The sequence below is a fragment of the Methylobacterium sp. NEAU K genome (assembly GCF_030700285.1).
In the GTDB taxonomy this organism is placed as follows: domain Bacteria; phylum Pseudomonadota; class Alphaproteobacteria; order Rhizobiales; family Beijerinckiaceae; genus Methylobacterium.
Genome location: NZ_JAUYZJ010000015.1, coordinates 61,213 through 80,654, shown reverse-complemented (window position 1 = coordinate 80,654; position 19,442 = coordinate 61,213). Strand labels below are relative to the sequence as shown.

Sequence of the window (19,442 nt, the reverse complement as noted above, 5' to 3'; positions counted from 1 at the left end):
CGGGACGACGGCCTACCGATCCTGGCCCTTCCGGCGCTGGTGCCCGAGCCCCATGCTCTTGGCGAGGCTGGAGCGGGCCGCGGCGTAGGTCGGCGCGACCATCGGGTAGTCGGGCGCCAGCCCCCATTTCTGACGGTACTCGTCGGGCGTCAGGTTGTAGTGGGTGCGCAGGTGGCGCTTGAGCGATTTGAACTTCTTCCCGTCCTCCAGGCACACGATGAAGTCGGGCTGGACCGAGCGCCGGATCGACACGGCAGGACGAAGCTCATCCACCGGGGGAGCCGAGGGCTGGCTCAGTCCGTGCAGCGTCGCGTGGACCGCGGCGATCAGCGCGGGCAGTTCCGGGACAGGCACCGGGTTGTTGCTCACGAAGGCCGACACGATGTCGACGGACAGCGTGAGATAGTCCGGATCTTCTCCCATCGTGGGGTCCATCGCGAAACCTCCTGTCGATCCCCGTCAGCCGCCGTCATTCGGCGCTGGCCGGCTGGAATCTATCTCTGATCGGCCCGATACAGGGCTACAATGGCGCAGTTACTATGGTGTGGTGAATTTAAGGGCAAGACCAATTTACATGTGCCGACGACAGTCAATATGGTAAGAGCAAGCATTGTCGGATACTGGACAAACTGAGCCCCTCCGCGCCCTGCCGCGCGTCGGGGCCGGCATCGGGTCATCCGGGCGTTGCACCCGCGGCGGACTGCGCCATCTGGTACCGCGGCGGGCACGCTCGAGGGGGCTTGGCCGCTTTCCATACCCGAGCGAGGGAGCACCGGGATGCACGCGGGCAGGATCGGCTTCCCGAAACGCATCCCGTGACGAGACCGTCGTGAGCCGATCGTCGTGAGCACCTACCGCTTCGACAAGCTGCTGGCGCCGCGCTCGGTCGCCCTGGTCGGCGCCGTCGCGCGCGAGGGCTCGCTCGGGCGCAGCGTGCTGGACAGCCTGCGTCGGGCTGGCTTTCCCGGTGCGATCCTGCCGGTCCAGCCCGATCACGCGACCGTCGACGGTCTGGCCTGCGTGCCGCGGATCGCCGATCTCGCCGTCGTGCCGGACCTCGTCCTCATCGCAGTGCCGCCGCCGAGCGTGCCCGAGGTGGTCGCGCAGGCCGCCGCGATCGGCGCGGGCGCCGCCGTCATCCTGACGGCCCGGCTCGGCCGCGAACCGGACGATCCCGGACCGACCGCGCACAGGATCGCCCGCGCGAAGGGACTGCGCCTGCTCGGCCCCGACAGCGCCGGCCTCGCGGTTCCGAGCGCCAAGCTCAACGCCAGCCTGTTCGCGCACGCCCCCGCGGCGGGCGACCTCGCGCTGGTCTCGCAATCCGGCACGGTCGCGGCCGCCATCGTCGAATGGGCCGGCCGGCACGGCACGGGCTTCTCAGCGGTGCTGTCGCTCGGCAGCGTGCTCGACATCGGGGTCGCCGATTGCCTTGACTATTTCGCCGCCGACTACCGGACCCGGGCGATCCTGCTCTGCCTCGATCGCGTGGCGGATGCCCGCCGCTTCATGTCGGCCGCCCGCGCGGCCGCCCGCGCCAAGCCCGTCGTGGTTCTGCGCGCCGGGCGGCACCGGCCGGACAACCGGGCCGCCGACACTCATACGGGCGCGCTCGCCCAGCCGGACGCGGTCTACACCGCGGCCTTTCGACGGGCCGGGCTGCTCGCCGTGCCGGATCTCGACGCGATGTTCTCCGCGGTCGAGACCCTGGGGCGCCAGCGCCCGTTCCCGGGAGAGCGGCTCGCGATCCTGACCAACGGCCGCGGCATCGGGCTCCTCGCCGCTGACCGGCTGATCGAGCGGTCGGGGACACTCGCCGAGCCCGCCAGGGTCGAGGGCCGGCCGGCGGCGAACCCCCTCGACCTCGGCATCGACGCCGCCGGTCCGGCCTTCTCCGCCGCGCTGGAGCCGCTGCTCGCCGACCGGACAAGCGACGCGGTGCTGGCGATCCATGTCCCCACAGTCCGGTCGGATGCCGGCGCGGTGGCCGGCGCGATCGCCGAGACGGTGAAACGCGCCCGCGCCGGCCAGACGCGCAAGAAGCCGGTCTTCGCCGTGTCGCTGGGCGATGCCGAGGCGGCACGCGAAGCCTTTGCGCAGGCCGGAATCCCGCACTTCTCCACCGATTCCGAGGCGATCGAGGGTTTCCTGCATCTCGTGCGCTATCGCGAGGCGCAGGACGACCTGATGCGCACGCCGGATTCGCTGCCGCGCGACTTCTCGCCCGATACGGCCCGCGCGCGCGCAATCATCGCCGGTGCCCTGCGCCAGGGCGCTGCCTGGCTCGATCCGATCGCCGTGACCGGGCTGCTGGAGGCCTACGCCATCCCGACCGTGCCGATCACGCTCGCCCCCGACAAGGATGCCGCAGCGGCAGCCGCCTGGCCGATCATCGCGGCCGGCGGAGCGGTAGCGCTCAAGGTCGTCTCGCCCGACGTCGTACACAAATCCGATATCGGCGGCGTGCATCTCGACCTGACCAGCGAGGCCGATGTCCGCGAGGCCGCGCGCAGCATCCTGGCCCGGGCACGGCGGGAGCGGCCGGACGCGCGAGTGACCGGCTTCGCCGTGCAGCCGATGATCCGCCAGGGTCAGCGCCGCGAGCTGATCGCCGGGCTCGCCGAGGATTCCGTGTTCGGGCCCGTGGTGGTGTTCGGCCGCGGCGGAACGGCGGTCGAGGTGATCGACGACCGCGCGCTGGGCCTGCCGCCGCTGGACATGATCCTCGCCCGCGACCTCATCGCCCGCACCCGGGTCGCCCGGCGCCTGGAGGCCTATCGCGACGTGCCCGCCGCCGACATGGACGCGATCGCGCTCACGCTGGTGAAGCTCTCGCAACTCGCCGCCGACCTGCCGCAGGTGCGGGAACTCGACATCAACCCGTTGCTCGCCGACGAGACCGGCGTTCTGGCGCTGGACGCCCGTGTGCGGATCGGGCGTGCGGAGCGGGGCGGGCAGGACCGCGGTCATCCGCGCTTCGCGATCAGGCCCTACCCGGCGGAATGGGTCCGCACCCTCAACCTCAAGGACCGCACGGTGCGCGTGCGCCCGGTGCGCCCCGAGGACGAGGGCCTGTTCCTCGCCTTCTTCAAGGGGCTCGACCCAGAGGACCTGCGGCTGCGCTTCTTCGGGCCGGTGCGCGAGTTCAGCCACGCCTTCCTGGCTCGCCTGACCCAGCTCGACTACGCCCGTGCCATCGCGTTCGTGGCCACCGAGGTCGATCCGCAGGGGCGCGAGCGCATGCTCGGCGCCGTCCGGCTGCACGCCGACGCCAACCACGAGAGCGGCGAATACGCCATCGCGGTCGGCCGCGACGCAAGGGGCACCGGGCTCGCCTTCGCGCTGATGCGCCTGATGATCGACTGGGCGCGCTCCGAGGGGATCGGCCGGGTCGAGGGCATGGTGCTGGCCGAGAACCGGCCGATGCTGGCGGTCTGCCGGCGACTGGGGTTCGCGCAGGGGCGTGACCCGGAGGATCCGGGCCTTGTGAAGGTCAGGCTCGACCTCGGCGCGATGTAGCGCGCGATCGGCCGCGCATACGAAAAAGCCCCGCCTCCGGGGAGGCGGGGCCAACCATTGGCGCGGGGCGGCGGCTCAGTGGCCGCCCTCGGTGGCGTCGCGGGTCGCCTCGTAGAGGAACCAGGTGCGCTCCTCCGACTGGTCGATCCACTCCTCGAGCTGCGACGTGGTCGCCACGTCGTTGGCCTCGTCGGTGACGGCGTGCAGCTCGCGCATGTGCGCGGTGAGCGCCTTGTTGTCGTCCCGCAGCTCCTTGAGCATGTCGAGGGGCGAGACGTAGTCGGCGTCATTGTCCGGCACGCGGGTCAGGCTCTTGGCCTGTCCGATCGAGCGGAGCACCGTGCCGCCGACCTTGCGGGCGCGCTCGCCCACCGAGTCGATGATCGCGAAGATCTGCGCCGCCTGCTCGTCCATCAGCAGGTGGTAGTCGCGGAAATTCGGGCCGCTGACGTGCCAGTGGAAGTTCTTGGTCTTGATGTAGAGCGCGAAGAGGTCGGCGCTGAGCACCGTCAGGCCCTCGGCGATCTTCTTCACGTCGTTCGGATCGAGATCGGTCGGGGTGTTGAGCCGCGAACTTTCGATGCGGCTGCTCGGCTTGGCCTTCGCCATGATCGTCTCCAGTCCGTCATGTGTGGGTCGGCGCGCCGCATCGCGTCCCCGGGGGAGGGCGGCTGCGCGTTCACCCGGCCAATGACCAGCCGGTATGATTGTTCCGGCCGTCACGGACGCGCATGGCTGGATTGGCTTCAGCGGATAGGTTGGAGCGATTCCAGGCTGCGGCCCTCTGCCGCCGACTTTACGGATGTCGGTTTCACCGCCGCGGCTTTGGCGGCCACGGGCTTGGCCCCTGCGGGCTGGGCGACCACGGGCCTCGCCGCTGCCGGCTTCACCGCGGGGCTGTTGGCCGCCGTCGCGGCGACCGGCGGGATCGCGCCCGTGGCCGCGGGCTCCGGCGCCGGCGTGTCGAGGTTGTAGATGTCGTCGCGGAAATGCGCCCGCCCGTCCGGGGTGGCGTAGCCCGTGAGATATACGAAGGTCACCGGCACTGGCTTGGCCAGCTTGATGTCGCGGCGCTCGCCGTCTGCGATGCCGGTCTCGATCTCGATCGGTCCCCAGGTCGTACCGGGCCCGTTCGGCCCGTCGGTCCCCTGCAGAAGCCACCCGACCAGCTCCTTGACCTGGCCGACCCGGACGCAGCCGTGGCTGTGGAAGCGCACGCTCGCGGCGAACAGCGATTTCGCCGGGGTGTCATGCATGTAGACGGCAAAGCGGTTCGGCATGTCGATCCGCACCTGCCCGAGCGAATTGTCGAAGCCGGCATCCTGGCGCAGCGTGTAGTTGGCGGCCTTGTCGCTCGACCAGTCGATCCGGGTGGGGTCGACCTCGCCACCCGGCCCGAGGATGCGGATGTGGTTCCGAGCGAGGTAGCCCGGGTTCTTGCGCATCTGCGGGATGATTTCGTTCTTCACGACCGAGGCCGGCACGGTCCAGGTCGGGTTGAAGTTGATGTCGGTGATCCGGGTCTCCACCGTCGGCGTGGCCTTGTCGGGGGAGCCGACCACCGAGACGTAGCGGCGCGCCACCGCGCCGTTCTCCACCGCCTCGACGGTCGCCGACGGGATGTTGACCACCACGTAGCGGTCGCCGAACGGGAATTTCGAGCCCATCAGCCGGGCCGCGGAGGCGGCGAGTTGGCGCTGGCGGGTCGCCGCCGGCACGTTCAGCGCGTTGATCGTGAGCCGGCCGAGGATGCCGCTGTCGGGCAAGCCGTGCCGGCCCTGGAATGCCGCGACCGCGGCGGTCAGCGGCGGATCGAGCCGGTCGCTCGGCGGTGCGTCCGCCGGCAGGTCGCCGGTGAGCGTCAGGTGATGGCGCAGCGCCGGGATCGCCGGGCTGCGCTCGCCGGGCTTCAGGCGGGCGAGGTCGTCGGGCAGCCGCTCCCAGCCGCCGGCCTCCGCAAAGGCGGCGTAGCGCTCGGCCGCCCGGAGGGTGTCCAGGAAGGTGCGGGCGGTCAGCGTCGGGGTCGGGTCGGTGGAGACCTTGGCGTAGACCAGCGGCGCCGGCTCGCGCGTTTTTTTTGCGGCTTCCTGCGGCTTGGCCTCCTGTGCCCGGCTCTCCGGAGGCTTCGCGTCCGGTGTCCGGCTCTCCGGGGCCTTGGTTTCCGAGATCGTGCTGTCCGAGCTTCTGATTTCCTGGCCCTTCGCGGCCACTGCCGCGGCTTCCGGGAGCAGGCCGGCGGCCGGTGGTGCGGAGACCGGCGCGGGACCGGGCCCCCCCGGGGTCGCCGCACCGGGCACGCCCTCCGCCAGCGCGCCGACCGGTGTGCCGAGCAGCGCCAGAACCGATAGGCCCGCGCCGACGGCGCGGAGGCGGGCGGGACGGCGGGATTGGGCCGGGACCATACGCAACACTCCCGACGGCGCCCGGGGCGGCGCAGTCGGGCGGGATGATGGGGTGGTACGGTTACCAATCTCCTCAGGGGCATTGGGCGGCCCGTGACAGCCATTCACCATGCGGTGACCGGATCAGCCGCTCCGGGGCCTGTGCGGATGTCCGTTCGCGCGAAAATGGCGCTTACTGTCACGCCGTGCCGCGAAGGGAGATCGGCCTCCGCCATGCCGGATTCCGGACACCAGCTCTCCCAGGAAGTCCCCAGGGCGATGCCCTACCTGCCGCAGCTCGACGGGGTGCGGGCGCTCGCCATCCTGATCGTGTTCGCGGCCCATTGCGGCTACGGCCACGTGGTGCCGGGGGGCTTCGGCGTCACGGTCTTCTTCTTCCTCAGCGGCTACCTGATCACGACGCTCCTGCGGATCGAGCGCGCGCGGACGGGCGCGGTGTCGCTCCCCGCTTTCTATCTGCGGCGCAGCCTGCGCATCCTGCCGCCGATGTACCTGACGCTCGTCGCCTCCGGGGCGCTCTACGCGGCGGGGCTCCTCGACTGGATGCGGGTCGAGCCGGCGGCCTTGCTGGGGCAGGTGACGTTCCTGACCAACTATCCCGGCCTGTTCGGCACGGAGGCGGTGCTGCCGGTGCCCCTGTGGAGCCTCGCCATCGAGGAGCATTTCTACCTGGTCTTCCCGCTGGCCTTCGTCCTGTGGCTCGGCCGCCTGCATCCGCGCCGGGCGGCGCTCGCCTGCCTGGCGATCTGCGGGGTGGTCCTGGCGATCCGGTGCCTCAACGTCTGGCGGCTTCCGGATTACAGCCTGAACTACTCCTGGACCCACACCCGCATCGACGCGATCCTATTCGGCTGCTGCCTCGGCCTGTGGAACAACCCGGTTATCCCGGCCGACCGGGCGTGGCGCCCGAGGCCCTGGCACGTCGCCGCGAGCCTCGCCGTCGTCCTCGGCACGCTGGCTTTGCGCGAGGCCGCCTTCCGCGAGAGCCTGCGCTACAGCCTCCAGAGCGCGGCCCTGTTCGTGCCCTTCGCCTACCTGCTGCACGGGGAGGGAAGGGCGGTCCGTCTGCTCGCGAGCCGGCCGATGCGCCAGATCGGGCTCTGGTCCTACAGCTTCTACCTCGCGCATATGAGCGTGGTGGCGCTGGTGCTGCACATGGCGCCAGGGCTGCCCGGACTCGCGCTGATGGGCGCGGCCTTCCCGGCGACGCTGCTCTGGTGCTGGGGGATGTACGGGCTCGTCGAGCGCCCTTGCGCGCGCCTGCGGCGCCGGCTGCTGGCGGATCGGCCGCCCGAGCCCGCCCTTGCCGACGGTGGGCGCCGGGCCGTCACGCCCGCCTGAGCTTGTCCCGCGCCGCCGCATGGTTCGGCGCCGCGCGGAAGGACGCCAGCATCGCGTGCCACAGGGGCTTGCGCCGGAACTGCGCGTCTAGCGGCAGCGCCCGCTGGGGCAGGCCGTCCGGCCGCTTGCGGTAGGGGTGGTCGTTCAACCACGTGTCCGGATCGTAGATGTCCCAGCTCACCACGTTGAGCAGGGCGGGCTCGTCCAGCACCACGTCGAGGTAGCGCCGGGCGAAGTCGGCCACCATCCTGTCGCGGGTCGCCACGTCGGACGGGAAGGCCCGGTCGTCGATGTCGAACTCGGTGACCTCGATCCCGAGGCCCATCTGGCCGACCTCGTGCAGGAAGCGCCGCAACTGGCCCTGATCGATCGGAACCGTGCTGGTGAGGTGCGATTGCAGCCCGAGGCGCCGGATCGGTACGCCCCGGGACCGCATCGCCTCCAGCCTGTGCAGGACCCTGGTGCGCTTGGCTTCCATCCAGGGCGCGCCCTGCTCCACCGCGTCCTCGTTCCAGGTCCCTGCCGCCGCCGGGTCGGTCTCGTGCAGGATGCGGAAGGCGAGATCGACATAGCCGGGGCCGATCGAAGCCAGCCAGGGCGAGTCGCGCAGGCCCCCGCCCCGGTCCGGGTCGCTCTCGTTACCGAGGATTTCGTTGACCACGTCCCAGGCGACGACCTGGCCGCGATAATGCCCGGCCACGGTCCCGATCCAGCGCCGCATGAAATCCTCGCCCTGGGCGGCATTCGCCCGGCCCAGCAGCGGGCCGACCCAGGGCGGCAGCGCTGCGTGCCAGACCAGCGTGTGCCCGCGCATGCGCTGGCCGTTGGCCCTGGCGAAGCGCAGGATCGCGTCGCCCCGGGCGAAGTCGGTGCGGCCGGGGGCGGGCAGCACCTCCTCCATCTTCATCTCGGTGCCGCAGACCAGGATCCCGCATTCCCGCGCCACCGCCTGCCGGTAGGCGGGTGTCGAGTCGAAGCGGTGGAACGGCACCTCGCAGCCGTAGAGCAGCCCCTTGGCCGCCGCCGCCGCCTGAAGGCTGTCACCCGACCAGGACGGCTTGCCGAGCGGACCGAACCCGCCAGGGGCGCCCCGTGCCGCCGTGGCGAGCCCTGCGCAGGCTGCCCCGGCGAGGAGCGCGCGGCGGCTCGGCAGGCCGGGTCCTGGGTTCATGCCGCGTCCCTTTGGTGACAGGTTATCCGGACCGATCACCCGGTCATTCCCGGGCTCCGCTTCGCGGCCCCGGGATGACAGGGTGGCAGGTCGGGCGCCCAGGAAATGATCAACCCTTGAAAGACCAGGATCTCTTCATGCGATCCCGCGGGTAAGCAAGCGCACTCGCAATCCCCGGTCGCGCCAATTCCAACTCGCCTTCGCCCCGGCTCGCCCCATCTGATGGGCGCCATCCAGCCGAGGACAGACCCATGAGCCAGCATCCCGCGATCAGCCCCGGACGCAGCGCGGTCGTCACCGGGGCGGCGAGCGGCATCGGGCTCGCTGCCGCGAAGGCCTTCGCGCGGGCCGGCATGAATGTCTGGCTCGCCGACCTGCCCGGTCCGGCCCTGCAGGAGGCCCGGAGCGCGGTCGCCGAACTCGCTGCCGTCGAGGTCCGCGCGGTCCCCACCGACGTATCGGACCGGGGCGCCGTCGAGGCCCTGGCGGCCGCCGTGGCGAAGGCCGGGCCGCCGGCCGTGGTGATGCTGAACGCCGGGATCGAGGCCGGCGGCAAGCTGTTCTCCGACGCCGAGACCTGGACCCGGATCCTCGGCACCAATCTCGGGGGCGTGGTCAACGGCATCCACGCCTTCGCGCCCGGCATGATCGCGGGCGAGAAGCCCGGCGCGGTCATCGTCACCGGCTCGAAGCAGGGCATCACCACGCCGCCCGGCAACGCGCCCTACAACGTCTCGAAGGCGGCCGTGAAGGCGGCCACGGAGGCGCTGGCCCACGAGCTGCGCAGCCGGGAAGGCTGCCAAACCACCGCGCACCTGCTGATCCCGGGCTTCGTCTATACCGGCCTGACCAAGGCCCGCGGCGTCGCCGAGAAGCCCGCCGGTGCCTGGACGCCGGAGGAAACGGTGGCATTCCTGCTGGAGCGGCTCGAAGCCGGCGATTTCTACATCCTCTGCCCCGACAACGAGACCACCCGGGCGCAGGACGAGAAGCGGATCGCCTGGGCCGCCGGCGACATCATCGAGAACCGGCCCGCTTTGTCGCGCTGGCACCCGGATTTCGCGGTGGCGTTCAAGCGTTTCATGGCAGGGTGAAGGCTGGCCACCCACAGGCGTCGGCTGACTGTAGGAAAATCCTGGCATTATCTGCTTGATGTCTTAGATCGCCCGCGGGGTCGGCGGCAGGCAGCGAAGACACAGCCACGCTTCGCTCGTGTGGCTCAGCAGATCCGGTGGGAACTCAGGGGTCTCGCTGACGAACTGGCTCTAGTCCGGCTGCGCCGCGCATTCCAAACTCTTCAATCCGCTCCAGCCGCGTGTGCCTGCGGGACATCGTGAGGGTGGTCAGTGGGCCAATGATGGCTCTCTGAGCCAGCCAGCAGCCGGCCAGGAACGTGACCGGTTATCTGGGCAAGAACTTGCGAAAGATCCCTGCCTCAATCGTCTATTGTAGACAGGCATGTCGGGAGGACCGATCAAGAACTGATAGCGCGTGTCGCCGAGTCACAAGAGTTCTCTGCGCTGGGGTTTATTCCCAATCTATATAAGAAGTATATCTGAAAAATCCGATGGTATCGAGGCAAAGAAATATTATATCTCACAAGATATTTTGAAAAGCCAGTAATAATTCATGGTAATGTTTGACAGTTGTGGATATAACGCTTTTGTATAAATAATATTTTGCGATTAAACCGGCCGCGAGAAAGTAATAAGTTCTAAATGATCGCCTATTTAAATCAAAAATATTTACGAATTTGTTGTTTTGGCCGTTCGCGATGCCTCAAATGCCCGAGAATATCGAATTATCACTGCCTACCCGAATAATTCCGGCCTCGATTGATTCATAAATCTAGAGGTGGCAGCTATAAATCCCGCCACGCATGAATTTTATAAGTTATTTCATTAAGATAATGATCTGCATGATCAGAAATTTAATGTATTAGTATAATAAATATTTCAATTATTTGTAAACAACTGTCGATTGATTTACGTCATTGATTTAAAAATATTAATTACGAATATAAAACAAGAGTAATTGATGGCCATTTTGAAAAATTCAAGATCATAAATCGGATTTGGTGATCAAGACAACTATCGGACATTCCTGCGGATGGCGTGTGATATGGCTGGTAGATATGCTCATCAAAAAGCAATTTGACCGAACGGCTCGCTACCACACCGACTTAGAATCTTAGAAGTTGGCGGATGGAGGGTCTTGTCCACAACCGCCACGTGCCGTCGCGCCGGACGCCGGATTTTTATGCCTTCCGGCCGTCCTTATAGGGGCGTGCCACAGCGCTCTGAGCGCCCCCTCGTCTGGCGAAGCGACTGCACTCAGGTTAGGTCAGTGCGGCGTGACCGCCGCACCGCAACCGCGCACGACACCAGGGAGCCGCACTTGGCCACGATCATCCCCGTCGCCTCCTTCGACTGCGTCGTGTTCGGCGCCACCGGCGATCTGACCGCGCGAAAGCTCCTGCCGGCCCTGTTCTACCGGTTCCGCGACGGGCAGATCCCGGAGACCAGCCGGATCATCGGCGCCTCGCGCTCGGACCTGTCGGTCGACGCGTTCCGGGAGCATGCCCGGGACGCGCTCAAGCGCTTCGTGCCCGCCGCCGACCTGGCAGAGGACGTGCTGGCCCGCTTCCTCGACCACGTGGACTACGTCGCGGTGGATGGCGCGGGGGAGAGCGGCTGGGGCGACCTCGCGGCCAAGCTCGGCGAGCGGCCCGACCAAGTGCGGCCCTATTATCTCGCCACCTCGCCCGACCTCTACGGCTCGATCTGCCGCAACCTCGCCGCCAGCGGGCTGATCGGCCCGAAATCCCGGGTCGTGCTGGAGAAGCCGATCGGCAAGGACTTGAAATCCGCCCAGGCGATCAATGACGCGGTCGGCGAGGTCTTTCCAGAATCGCAGATCTTCCGGATCGACCATTACCTCGGCAAGGAGACGGTGCAGAACCTGCTTTCCCTGCGCTTCGCCAACACCATCTTCGAGCGGCTCTGGACCTCGGACGTGATCGACCACGTCCAGATCACCGTGGCCGAGACGGTCGGGGTTGAGGGCCGGGCCGGCTACTACGACACCTCGGGCGCGATGCGCGACATGCTGCAGAACCACATGCTGCAGCTCCTGTGCCTGACCGCCATGGAGAGCCCGCTCAACCTCGAAGCGAATTCCGTCCGCGACGAGAAGCTGAAGGTGCTGCGCGCACTCAAGCCGATCACCGCCCACGACATCCAGGCCATGACCGTGCGCGGCCAGTACGTGGCGGGCGCCGTCGACGGCAAACCCGTGGAGGGCTACCTGGCCGAGCTCGGCCACGAGAGCCGGACCGAGACCTTCGTGGCCATGAAGCTCGAGGTGCAGTCCGGGCGCTGGGCCGGAGTGCCGTTCTACCTGCGCACCGGCAAGCGCCTGCCCCGGAAGCTGTCCGAGATCGTGGTCCAGTTCCGCGCGTCGCCGTTCTCGATCTTCCCCGAGGAGGCGTTCGGGCGCGAGCCGAATCGCCTCGTCATCCGGCTCCAACCGCAAGAGGGCATGAAGCTCGAGGTGATGACCAAGGATCCCGGCCCCGGCGGCCTGCGGCTGCGCCCGACCGACCTCGACATCTCCTTCGAGGAGACCTTCAAGCAGCGCTACCCGGATGCCTACGAGCGCCTGCTGATGGACGTAGTCCGGGGCAACGCCACCCTGTTCATGCGCCGCGACGAGGTCGAGGCCGCCTGGGCCTGGGCCGACGGGGTGCTCAAGGCCTGGGCGGACCGGCCTGAGGCGCCCCGGCCCTACCCGGCCGGCAGCTGGGGGCCGACCGCCGCCATCGCGCTGATCGAGCGCGACGGGCGGACCTGGCACGAGGAGCTGCGATAGGGCCTGCGCGATGGGCTGAAGCCATACGGCCAAGCTGCCTTGTTCCGGCCAAGCCGGGTGCGGAAGCTGCCCCCTGCCGCCGGTCACCGCCCCCCGAGAGGGCGGGCCCGGCCTCGCACGAGGGATCATCGCATGCCGGACACGAAGCAGGAGACGGCCGCCACGGCCGAGCGTCGCCTGGAGCGCTCGGTGGCGGCCGCTTTGCGCGTCATCGAGGCCGCCCATGTCGAGCGGCAGGCGCCCCCGGTCCACGCCGCCCGGCGCCGCCTGAGCGAGGTCTACGGTGCCACCCGCCTCGCCCGGCGGCTGGAGCGCGACCGGCGCTCGGCCTGAGACGGGCTCAGACCACCGCGTCCCAGGTCTCGCTGATCGGCACCGTGCCGCGGACGAGGCGTGCGCGCAGCACGACGTCCCCCGCCGGCATCGGCTGGGGCGGACGCCACTCCACGTAGATGCGCCAGCCGCCGGTCTGCGGCACGAAATTGGCCACCGGCTCGTGCAGCGTCCCGGCGCTGGCCGAGACCTCCGCGGCCACGGCGTCGTCGACGCCCTTCGGCAGGCTCTGTCCTTCGAAGTCGATCACGCAGAGCCGCCGCTGCGGGCTCGGCGGATCCATGGGCCGCAGGCGCTCCGCCGAGCCGAACCGGGTCGAGGTCACCCGGGCGAGCGCCGCCTCCGGGATCGACTCCACGGGTTCCGCCCCCACCGTGGTCAGGCGATAGGCGAGCCGCAGAGCTGTGCCCGCCGGGGCCGGAACCGCCGGCACGAAGGCCGCGACGACGTTGTCCATGTACTCCTCACCCGAGGGGATCTCGAAGAGCTGCACGGCGCCCTCCGCGAAGGCGGCCCCGGCCTGCGGGTCGGGCGCGACCCACAGGCCGGGCCGGGCTTCCTGCCGCGCCTCCACGTCGAGATAGGCGGCAAAGCTCCGCTCGCGCTGCAACAGCCCGAAACCCCCGAGCGGCTTGGCCGCGAAGGCCGAGATCTGCGGCTGACTGCGCCCGTTGACCAGGGGGCGCCAGATCCGGTCAGCGCTCGCCCCCCCTCCGGCGGCGACGCAGAGCCCGTCGGAATCGTGCACCTGCGGGCGGAAATCGTCGAACGCCTTGGCGCCGCGGGCGCCGGGCCCGTTCTGGCCGTACAGGAACATGCTGGTGAGTGGCGCCAGCCCGAGCCGCGCGATCGACCTGCGTGGGTAGAGCGCGGCGGATACGGTGATCCGGGCCGGGTCCCCGGGGGCGATCTCGAACTGGTAGGCGCCGGCCACGCTCGGGCTGTCGAGGAGCGAGAGGAGCGTCAGCGTGCGCGCCCCGGCCTCCGGCTCGCAGATCCAGTGCGCGATGAAGTCGGGAAACTCTTCGCCCTCCGGCGCGCCGGTGCCGATGGCGAGCCCGCGGGCCGAGAGGCCGTATTCCTGGTTGGCCGCGCGCAGGCGGAAATAGGACGCGCCGAGGAAGACCAGGAACTCCTCCTGGAAGCCTTTCGGCCGCCAGGCGGGGGTGTCCGGGAAAGCATAGTGCAGGCGCAATCCCGCGAAGCCGAGATCCGGCGAGAAGGCCTGGCCGGCGAGCCGCCTGCCGAGGTCGAACAACCGGCTCTCGTAGGGGATCGGCCGCGCCGGCCCGCCGCGCGGCTGGAGGTAGAGCGCCACGCGCTTGCGTTGCAGGAAGCCGCGGTGGAAGAACTGCGCGCTGAAATGGCTGCCGAGACGCAGGCTCTCGGACGGCCGGAACACGATACCCCGGTAGCCGTCGTAGTCGAGACCAGCGAGCGCCGGCGGCAGGTCGGCGGGCGGTGCCGCGTAGGGGGCGGCCGCGAGCCGCTCCGCCCGCGCCGACAGGGCCTCGAAGGTCATCGCCCCCTCCTGCGACGTGTGCGGAGCCTGCGGCTGAAGCGCCGGCCCGGCCCATGTTCGGGCGCCATTCAGATCTGCGGCGCTAGGTAGAATGCTGCCGGCAGCCGCGGTCAGGACGGTCCCAAGAACGCGGCGCCGGGAGGGGGGATCGATCCGTTCGGCCTCCGGCCGCCCGTGCGGCCGGGTCGGCTCCGTGTCCTCGCCCCGCATATCGGTGTCCACGCTCATCGGTCTCCGCCCTCGCGCGGCGGGGCAGCCGGCAGCCTTCCACGGTCGAGTTCCTCGCGCCATGTCCCCACGCGTCACCTCCTCCGCCGAGCGGCCGCACCGGAACGCAGTCCCAGGCGCTCCCGATCCCTCGCCCGCGGCGACCGACAGCGAGGTCTGGACCGGCGCGGGCCGCCGACGGAGTCTCCGCGCCCGGCGCCTCGCCCTCGCGGTCCCGAGCCTCGTTACCGCGGGCGGCCTCGCCTGGCTGGCCGCTCTCGCCTACCCGGCCGGCGCCAGCCCCCTGGCCTGGGCGATCCTCGTGCTGTTCGGCCTGGTCATGGGCTGGCAGGCCTTCGTCGCCTGCCAATACGTCTACGGGCTCGCCGCCGCCATCCTGGGCGACCGGGCGAAGTCGATGCTGGAGCGTCGCTCCGAGGTGGCGTGCGCGATCTCCACGGTCTCGGGCCGTACCGCCGCCGTGGTGGCGATCCACGCCGAGGACGCGGTGGCGGTGTTCGCCCGGCTCCGGGTGATGGCCCGCTCGCTCGCCCATGCGGGTGCGCGGGACATCGACATCTTCGTCCTCTCCGACACGCGGGACGGGGCCATCGCGGCCGTGGAGGAGCACGAATTCGCGCGCATCCGGGCCTGGGCGTCGGCCGATCCGGCCCTGCCGCGGATCCGCTACCGGCGCCGGACCGAGAATGTCGGCCGCAAGGCCGGCAACATCGACGCGTTCTGCCGCAGCCACGGTGCCGAATACGCCTACATGATCGTCCTCGACGCCGACAGCCTGATGACCGGCGCCGCCATGACGCGGCTCGTGCGGCTGATGGACGAGAGCCCCCGCACCGGCCTGATCCAGACCGTGTCCTACGCGGCCGGCCGGGACACGCTGTTCGCCCGCATCCAGCAATTCGCCGTGCGCCTCTACGCGCCGCTGGCGCTCCGCTGCCTGGAGACCTGGCAGGGCCCCGAGGGCAGCTACTGGGGCCACAACGCCATCCTGCGGATCGAGGCCTTTGCCGCGAACGCGCAGCTGCCGGTCCTGCCGGGCCGGGCGCCGCTCGGCGGCGAGATCCTGTGCCACGACATCGTCGAGGGGGCGCTGATGGTCCGCGCCGGCTGGGAGGTTCGGTTGCTGCCGGAGATGGGCGGCACCTGGGAGGAGATGCCAACGAACCTCGTCGACCTGCTCGGCCGCGAGCGCCGCTGGTGCCAGGGCAATCTCCAGCACCTGCGGGTGCTGCCCTGGGCGGGCCTGCACGCCGCGAGCCGCTGGCATCTCGCCGTCGGCATCCTCGCCTACGGGATGCTGCCGCTCTGGATCGCCTTCCTGGGGCTCGCAGCCTGGCAGGCCGCCCGGACCGGCGATCTCGGCCTGCTCGCCTACGGGCTGACCGGGCACGGCGCAGCGGCGCAGGCCCTGGCCGCCCTCAGCCTCGCCGTGCTGGCGTTGCCCAAGGTCCTCAGCCTCGGCCATGTCCTGGCCTCGCCGGAGCGCCGGGCGGCATTCGGCGGCACCCGTGCGCTGCTGGCAAGCGCCGCCCTGGAACAGGCCGCCTGGGTGCTCCTGTGGCCGGTGCTGACCCTGTTCACCGCCGGCGCCGTGGTCTCGACCTTCCTGGGCCGGGTGGTTCGCTGGGAGACCCAGGACCGCGACGACCGGCAGGTCTCCTGGTCTGAGGCCTTCCGGCTCCAGGCCGACGCCGTGGTGGTCGGGGCGCTGATCGTCTTCGCCCTCGTCCTCGTCGGCGATGCGTGGCTCGGCCTCTGGATGGCCCCGCTCGCCCTGGCGCTGCTGGCGAGCCCGGCCCAGAGCGTCTGGACGAGTCGAGCGGATCTCGGCCGCGCTGCCCGGGCGCGGGGCCTGTTCCTCACCGCGGACGACACCGCGCAGGCGCCCGAACTGGCCGAGCTTGCCCAGATCCGCGGCCTGGCGGTCCTTCCGCCGGCCGCTCAGGCTCTGGCCCGGCCGGTGTCGCGGGAGCCCGCCATCTGGCTCGCCGCGGACGAGGCCTGAGGGTCGGCGACCCCGTTCAGGACGAGACGAGCACGCCAATCTCGGCCGGGTCATCCGCGGCGTTACGGCCAAGCTGCCACAGTGTTGCCATCGAGTCACGGGCGGTCGGAACCGGCTCAGCGAGGCGGTTTCAGGCTTGGCTTTGGGGCGCGAGCGTTTACCCCTTGGCGAGGATCGGCACGGCATCGTGCCCCGGTAATTCGCCGCGTTCCCAACAGATTTCGCGCCTGCCCCGAGAGGCTTTGATGCGTCGTTTCCTCCCCGCCCTGATCGGGCTCTTCGGCGCGGCCGCGTGTGCCGCGCCTGTCCTCGCCTACGAGATCGACCCTCTGACCCGTCAGCCGCTGAACGACGCGCTCTCCGTGCGCGTGCGCCCACAGGCCGTCGAGACCGTGGCGGTGCCGGTGGCCAACGCCTCGCTCAACCCGGCCGACCCGATGGATGCGGCCGTGCCGCAGATGTCGGCGATCCCGCGGGAGATCGTGGCCTATAACGGCCCCTACGGCGCGGGGACGATCGTGGTCTCCACGGCCGAGCGGCGGCTGTACTACGTGATGGGCGGCGGCCAGGCCCTGCGCTACGGCGTCGGCGTCGGCCGCCCGGGCTTCACCTGGGGCGGTGTTCAGACCATCACGATGAAGCGCGAATGGCCGGATTGGCGCCCGCCGGCGACCATGCTGCGCCGCCGTCCCGATTTGCCGCGCTACATGAAGGGCGGCATCGAGAACCCGCTCGGCGCCCGCGCCATGTATCTCGGCGGCTCGATCTACCGCATCCACGGCTCGAACGAGCCGGAGACTATCGGCACCGCCGTCTCCTCGGGCTGCATCCGCATGACCAACGACGACGTGATGGATCTGTACACCCACGCCAAGGTCGGCACGAAGGTCATCGTCCAGCGTTGATCGTCCCCGGTACGCCGGATATAAAGGGCCGGCCTCGACGAGGCCGGCCTTCTCGCGTTCAGACCGCGCCGGGCAGCGTCACCAATGCGTCCGGGCGCTTCACCTCGATCTCGATGAACGCGATCGGGTGGTCGGATCCGTTCATCACGTCGTGCCGGATGCCTGCGGGGCGCATGTACGATTGCCCGGCTGCCAGCGCCGTCTCGCTCACGGCCGCGCCGTCATGGACGCGCAGCACGCCGTCCACCAGCATCACCACGAAGTAGGGCCAGCCGTGCTCGTGCCAGCCGGTCACGGCGCCGGGCGAGAAATCCCAGCGGGTGATGCGCACCGCAGAATCGTCCTGCTGGACGGTGGGCACGGCGGGAATCGTGCAGGTGAAGGCCATGTCGGTTCCGGGGCTCGTGCTGCGTCGTGGATGCGTCGATCACTCTGGATCAGAGGACATCCTCGAGAGTGGATCAAATGCGCTGGGGCCTGTGAATCGACACGTTCAGTCGAGCCACATTCAAGACCAATGAACATCCCTCCTTCCCCCTCATCCTGCGGGGGAGGAGGGGGAGGCTGCGAGGCAAGGCCCTCAATGGCAGCCGCAGGAGCCCGATCCGCAGCCCCCGCCCTGCTTCACCGGGGCGGTGCGTGCCGTCTCGCGGTCGAGCCCGCGCTCTGCGAGTTCGGCGAGATAGGTCTGCCAGCGGCTGTCATATTCGCGGCCCAGCGTGTGCAGATAGGTCCAGCCGTAGATGCCGGTATCGTGCATGTCGTCGAAGCCGAGCTTGATCGCGTAGTTGCCGATGGGCTCCACCGCCAGGATCGCCACCGCGCGCTTGCCGCCGATCACCTTGCGCTCGAGCGGCGAATGGCCCTGCACCTCGGCGGACGGGCTCGACACGCGCAGATATTCGGCCGGCAGGGCGAACCGCGACCCGTCCTCGAAGGCGACGTTGAGCACCCGCCGGTCGGCCGACAGGCGGATCTCGGTCGGCCACAGATCCTCGTTCACGGGTCACACTCCTCACGCAATCCGGGGCTGCGGCCCAGAGCCGGCTTGCCCATGACTGGAGACGGCATCATATGCCCAATGATGCTCGATGACATCTCCCTCACGCCGCAGGGGTTTCCGGTCGACGTGCCCCGCGCGCCGGCTCCCGCGCCGCTGATCGACCCGTTCCAGCGGGCGATCTCGTATCTGCGCATCTCGGTGACGGATCGCTGCGACCTGCGCTGCGCCTATTGCATGTCCGAGCACATGGAGTTCCTGCCCAAGCGCGACCTGCTGACCCTGGAGGAGCTCGACCGGCTCTGCGGCGTGTTCATCGCCCGGGGCGTGCGCAAGCTCCGGATCACCGGCGGCGAGCCGCTGGTGCGCCGCGACATCATGCACCTGTTCCGCCGGCTGTCGCGCCACCTCGAAGCCGGCACGCTGGAGGAGCTGACCCTGACCACCAACGGCACCCAGCTCGCCCGCTTCGCGGACGAGCTGGCGAGCCTCGGCGTGCGCCGGATCAATGTCTCCCTGGACACGCTCGACCCGGACAAGTTCCGGGCGATCACCCGCCGGGGCGATCTCGCCGTGGTGCTCGACGGAATCACGGCGGCTCGGGCGGCCGGCCTGAAGGTCAAGATCAACGCGGTGGCTTTGCGCGACGTCAACGCCGACGAGCTTCCCGACATGATCGCCTGGGCCCACGGCCTCGGCATGGACATGACGCTGATCGAAGTGATGCCGCTCGGCGAGATCGAGGCCGACCGCACCGACCAGTTTCTGCCCCTGTCGGTCGCCCGCCAGCGCTTGGAGAGCCGCTACACCCTGACGCCGCTGCCCGACCGCACCGGCGGCCCGGCGCGCTATGTCCGGGTCGAGGAGACCGGCGGCAAGCTCGGCTTCATCACGCCGCTGACCCATAATTTCTGCGAGAGCTGCAACCGTGTGCGCCTGACCTGCACCGGCCAGCTCTACCTCTGCCTCGGCCAGGAGGATTCCGCGGACCTGCGCGCGGTGCTGCGCGCCTCCCAGGACGATGCCGTGCTGGCGGCGGCGGTGGTCGAGGCGATCACCCGCAAGCCCAAAGGGCACGACTTCGTTATCGAACGCCAGCGCCCGGCGGCCGTCCCGCGGCACATGAGCGTGACCGGGGGGTAGAGT

15 protein-coding genes are annotated in these 19,442 nt (G+C 69.6%); 8 read left to right on the top strand and 7 right to left on the bottom strand.

The features are described 5' to 3' along the window. Positions 1–12: 12 nt before the first annotated feature. The gene (locus tag Q8W67_RS14125) at positions 13–435 is read right to left on the bottom strand and encodes a MucR family transcriptional regulator (RefSeq protein ID WP_305546478.1); all 423 of its coding nucleotides are present in this window, start codon (positions 433–435) and stop codon (positions 13–15) included. A 408-nt stretch (positions 436–843) separates the two neighbouring features. Here Q8W67_RS14125 and Q8W67_RS14120 point away from each other — a divergent pair, with 408 nt between their 5' ends. Beyond that, a complete protein-coding gene (locus Q8W67_RS14120) occupies positions 844–3,519 on the top strand; it encodes a bifunctional acetate--CoA ligase family protein/GNAT family N-acetyltransferase (protein WP_305546477.1) in 2,676 nt (891 codons plus the stop codon). Positions 3,520–3,594: 75 nt separating this feature from the next. Here the strand turns inward: Q8W67_RS14120 and Q8W67_RS14115 are convergent, their stop codons facing one another. Both Q8W67_RS14115 and Q8W67_RS14110 read right to left on the bottom strand, forming a co-directional pair. Next, a complete protein-coding gene (locus Q8W67_RS14115) occupies positions 3,595–4,128 on the bottom strand; it encodes a Dps family protein (RefSeq protein ID WP_305546475.1) in 534 nt (177 codons plus the stop codon). Between the two features lie 137 nt (positions 4,129–4,265). Further along, positions 4,266–5,921 carry a L,D-transpeptidase family protein gene (locus tag Q8W67_RS14110; RefSeq protein WP_305546473.1) on the bottom strand — a complete coding sequence of 552 codons (1,656 nt, stop codon included), beginning with the start codon at positions 5,919–5,921 and terminating at the stop codon, positions 4,266–4,268. 213 nt (positions 5,922–6,134) lie between these two features. Here Q8W67_RS14110 and Q8W67_RS14105 point away from each other — a divergent pair, with 213 nt between their 5' ends. Next, positions 6,135–7,262, top strand: coding sequence for an acyltransferase (locus Q8W67_RS14105; RefSeq protein WP_305546471.1), 1,128 nt, complete (start codon positions 6,135–6,137; stop codon positions 7,260–7,262). Here the strand turns inward: Q8W67_RS14105 and Q8W67_RS14100 are convergent. After that, positions 7,249–8,433, bottom strand: a complete 1,185-nt coding sequence (locus Q8W67_RS14100; protein ID WP_305546469.1) for an endo-1,4-beta-xylanase — start codon at positions 8,431–8,433, stop codon at positions 7,249–7,251. The genes Q8W67_RS14105 and Q8W67_RS14100 overlap by 14 nt on opposite strands. A gap of 251 nt (positions 8,434–8,684) precedes the next feature. Here Q8W67_RS14100 and Q8W67_RS14095 point away from each other — a divergent pair, with 251 nt between their 5' ends. From Q8W67_RS14095 to Q8W67_RS14085, 3 genes are all read left to right on the top strand, one after another. After that, positions 8,685–9,527 (top strand): SDR family NAD(P)-dependent oxidoreductase, encoded by an 843-nt coding sequence (locus tag Q8W67_RS14095; protein ID WP_305546467.1) that lies wholly within the window; start codon positions 8,685–8,687, stop codon positions 9,525–9,527. 1,303 nt (positions 9,528–10,830) lie between these two features. Beyond that, complete coding sequence (zwf, locus tag Q8W67_RS14090) at positions 10,831–12,303, top strand: glucose-6-phosphate dehydrogenase (RefSeq protein ID WP_305546465.1); 1,473 nt, start codon at positions 10,831–10,833, stop codon at positions 12,301–12,303. Between the two features lie 132 nt (positions 12,304–12,435). After that, positions 12,436–12,636, top strand: a complete 201-nt coding sequence (locus Q8W67_RS14085; RefSeq protein WP_305546463.1) for a hypothetical protein — start codon at positions 12,436–12,438, stop codon at positions 12,634–12,636. A gap of 7 nt (positions 12,637–12,643) precedes the next feature. Here Q8W67_RS14085 and Q8W67_RS14080 read toward each other — a convergent pair whose 3' ends face one another. Beyond that, positions 12,644–14,158 carry a glucan biosynthesis protein gene (locus Q8W67_RS14080; protein WP_305546566.1) on the bottom strand — a complete coding sequence of 505 codons (1,515 nt, stop codon included), beginning with the start codon at positions 14,156–14,158 and terminating at the stop codon, positions 12,644–12,646. Positions 14,159–14,447: 289 nt separating this feature from the next. On the opposite strand from Q8W67_RS14080, the gene mdoH reads away from it, so the two are divergent. Beyond that, positions 14,448–16,391 (top strand): glucans biosynthesis glucosyltransferase MdoH, encoded by a 1,944-nt coding sequence (gene mdoH, locus Q8W67_RS14075; RefSeq protein WP_305546461.1) that lies wholly within the window; start codon positions 14,448–14,450, stop codon positions 16,389–16,391. A gap of 245 nt (positions 16,392–16,636) precedes the next feature. Next, on the top strand, positions 16,637–17,296 hold the full coding sequence (locus Q8W67_RS14070; protein WP_305546459.1) for a L,D-transpeptidase: 660 nt from the start codon (positions 16,637–16,639) through the stop codon (positions 17,294–17,296). A gap of 58 nt (positions 17,297–17,354) precedes the next feature. Here the strand turns inward: Q8W67_RS14070 and Q8W67_RS14065 are convergent, their stop codons facing one another. Both Q8W67_RS14065 and Q8W67_RS14060 read right to left on the bottom strand, forming a co-directional pair. Then, positions 17,355–17,684 (bottom strand): cupin domain-containing protein, encoded by a 330-nt coding sequence (locus tag Q8W67_RS14065; RefSeq protein ID WP_305546457.1) that lies wholly within the window; start codon positions 17,682–17,684, stop codon positions 17,355–17,357. Between the two features lie 192 nt (positions 17,685–17,876). Continuing rightward, complete coding sequence (locus Q8W67_RS14060; protein ID WP_305546455.1) at positions 17,877–18,299, bottom strand: DUF971 domain-containing protein; 423 nt, start codon at positions 18,297–18,299, stop codon at positions 17,877–17,879. An 81-nt stretch (positions 18,300–18,380) separates the two neighbouring features. Between Q8W67_RS14060 and moaA the strand changes: the two genes are divergently transcribed. Continuing rightward, positions 18,381–19,439, top strand: a complete 1,059-nt coding sequence (moaA, locus tag Q8W67_RS14055; RefSeq protein WP_305546564.1) for a GTP 3',8-cyclase MoaA — start codon at positions 18,381–18,383, stop codon at positions 19,437–19,439. The last annotated feature ends 3 nt before the right edge of the window (positions 19,440–19,442 follow it).

Bases quoted from the DNA above. Each gene is read 5' to 3' on its own strand.
- Q8W67_RS14125 (WP_305546478.1), bottom strand. From the start codon at position 435: ATGGACCCCACGATGGGAGAAGATCCGGACTATCTCACGCTGTCCGTC.
- Q8W67_RS14115 (WP_305546475.1), bottom strand. From the start codon at position 4,128: ATGGCGAAGGCCAAGCCGAGCAGCCGCATCGAAAGTTCGCGGCTCAAC.
- Q8W67_RS14110 (WP_305546473.1), bottom strand. From the start codon at position 5,921: ATGGTCCCGGCCCAATCCCGCCGTCCCGCCCGCCTCCGCGCCGTCGGC.
- Q8W67_RS14105 (WP_305546471.1), top strand. From the start codon at position 6,135: ATGCCGGATTCCGGACACCAGCTCTCCCAGGAAGTCCCCAGGGCGATG.
- Q8W67_RS14100 (WP_305546469.1), bottom strand. From the start codon at position 8,433: ATGAACCCAGGACCCGGCCTGCCGAGCCGCCGCGCGCTCCTCGCCGGG.
- Q8W67_RS14095 (WP_305546467.1), top strand. From the start codon at position 8,685: ATGAGCCAGCATCCCGCGATCAGCCCCGGACGCAGCGCGGTCGTCACC.
- Q8W67_RS14085 (WP_305546463.1), top strand. From the start codon at position 12,436: ATGCCGGACACGAAGCAGGAGACGGCCGCCACGGCCGAGCGTCGCCTG.
- Q8W67_RS14080 (WP_305546566.1), bottom strand. From the start codon at position 14,158: ATGACCTTCGAGGCCCTGTCGGCGCGGGCGGAGCGGCTCGCGGCCGCC.
- mdoH (WP_305546461.1), top strand. From the start codon at position 14,448: ATGTCCCCACGCGTCACCTCCTCCGCCGAGCGGCCGCACCGGAACGCA.
- Q8W67_RS14070 (WP_305546459.1), top strand. From the start codon at position 16,637: ATGCGTCGTTTCCTCCCCGCCCTGATCGGGCTCTTCGGCGCGGCCGCG.
- Q8W67_RS14065 (WP_305546457.1), bottom strand. From the start codon at position 17,684: ATGGCCTTCACCTGCACGATTCCCGCCGTGCCCACCGTCCAGCAGGAC.
- moaA (WP_305546564.1), top strand. From the start codon at position 18,381: ATGCTCGATGACATCTCCCTCACGCCGCAGGGGTTTCCGGTCGACGTG.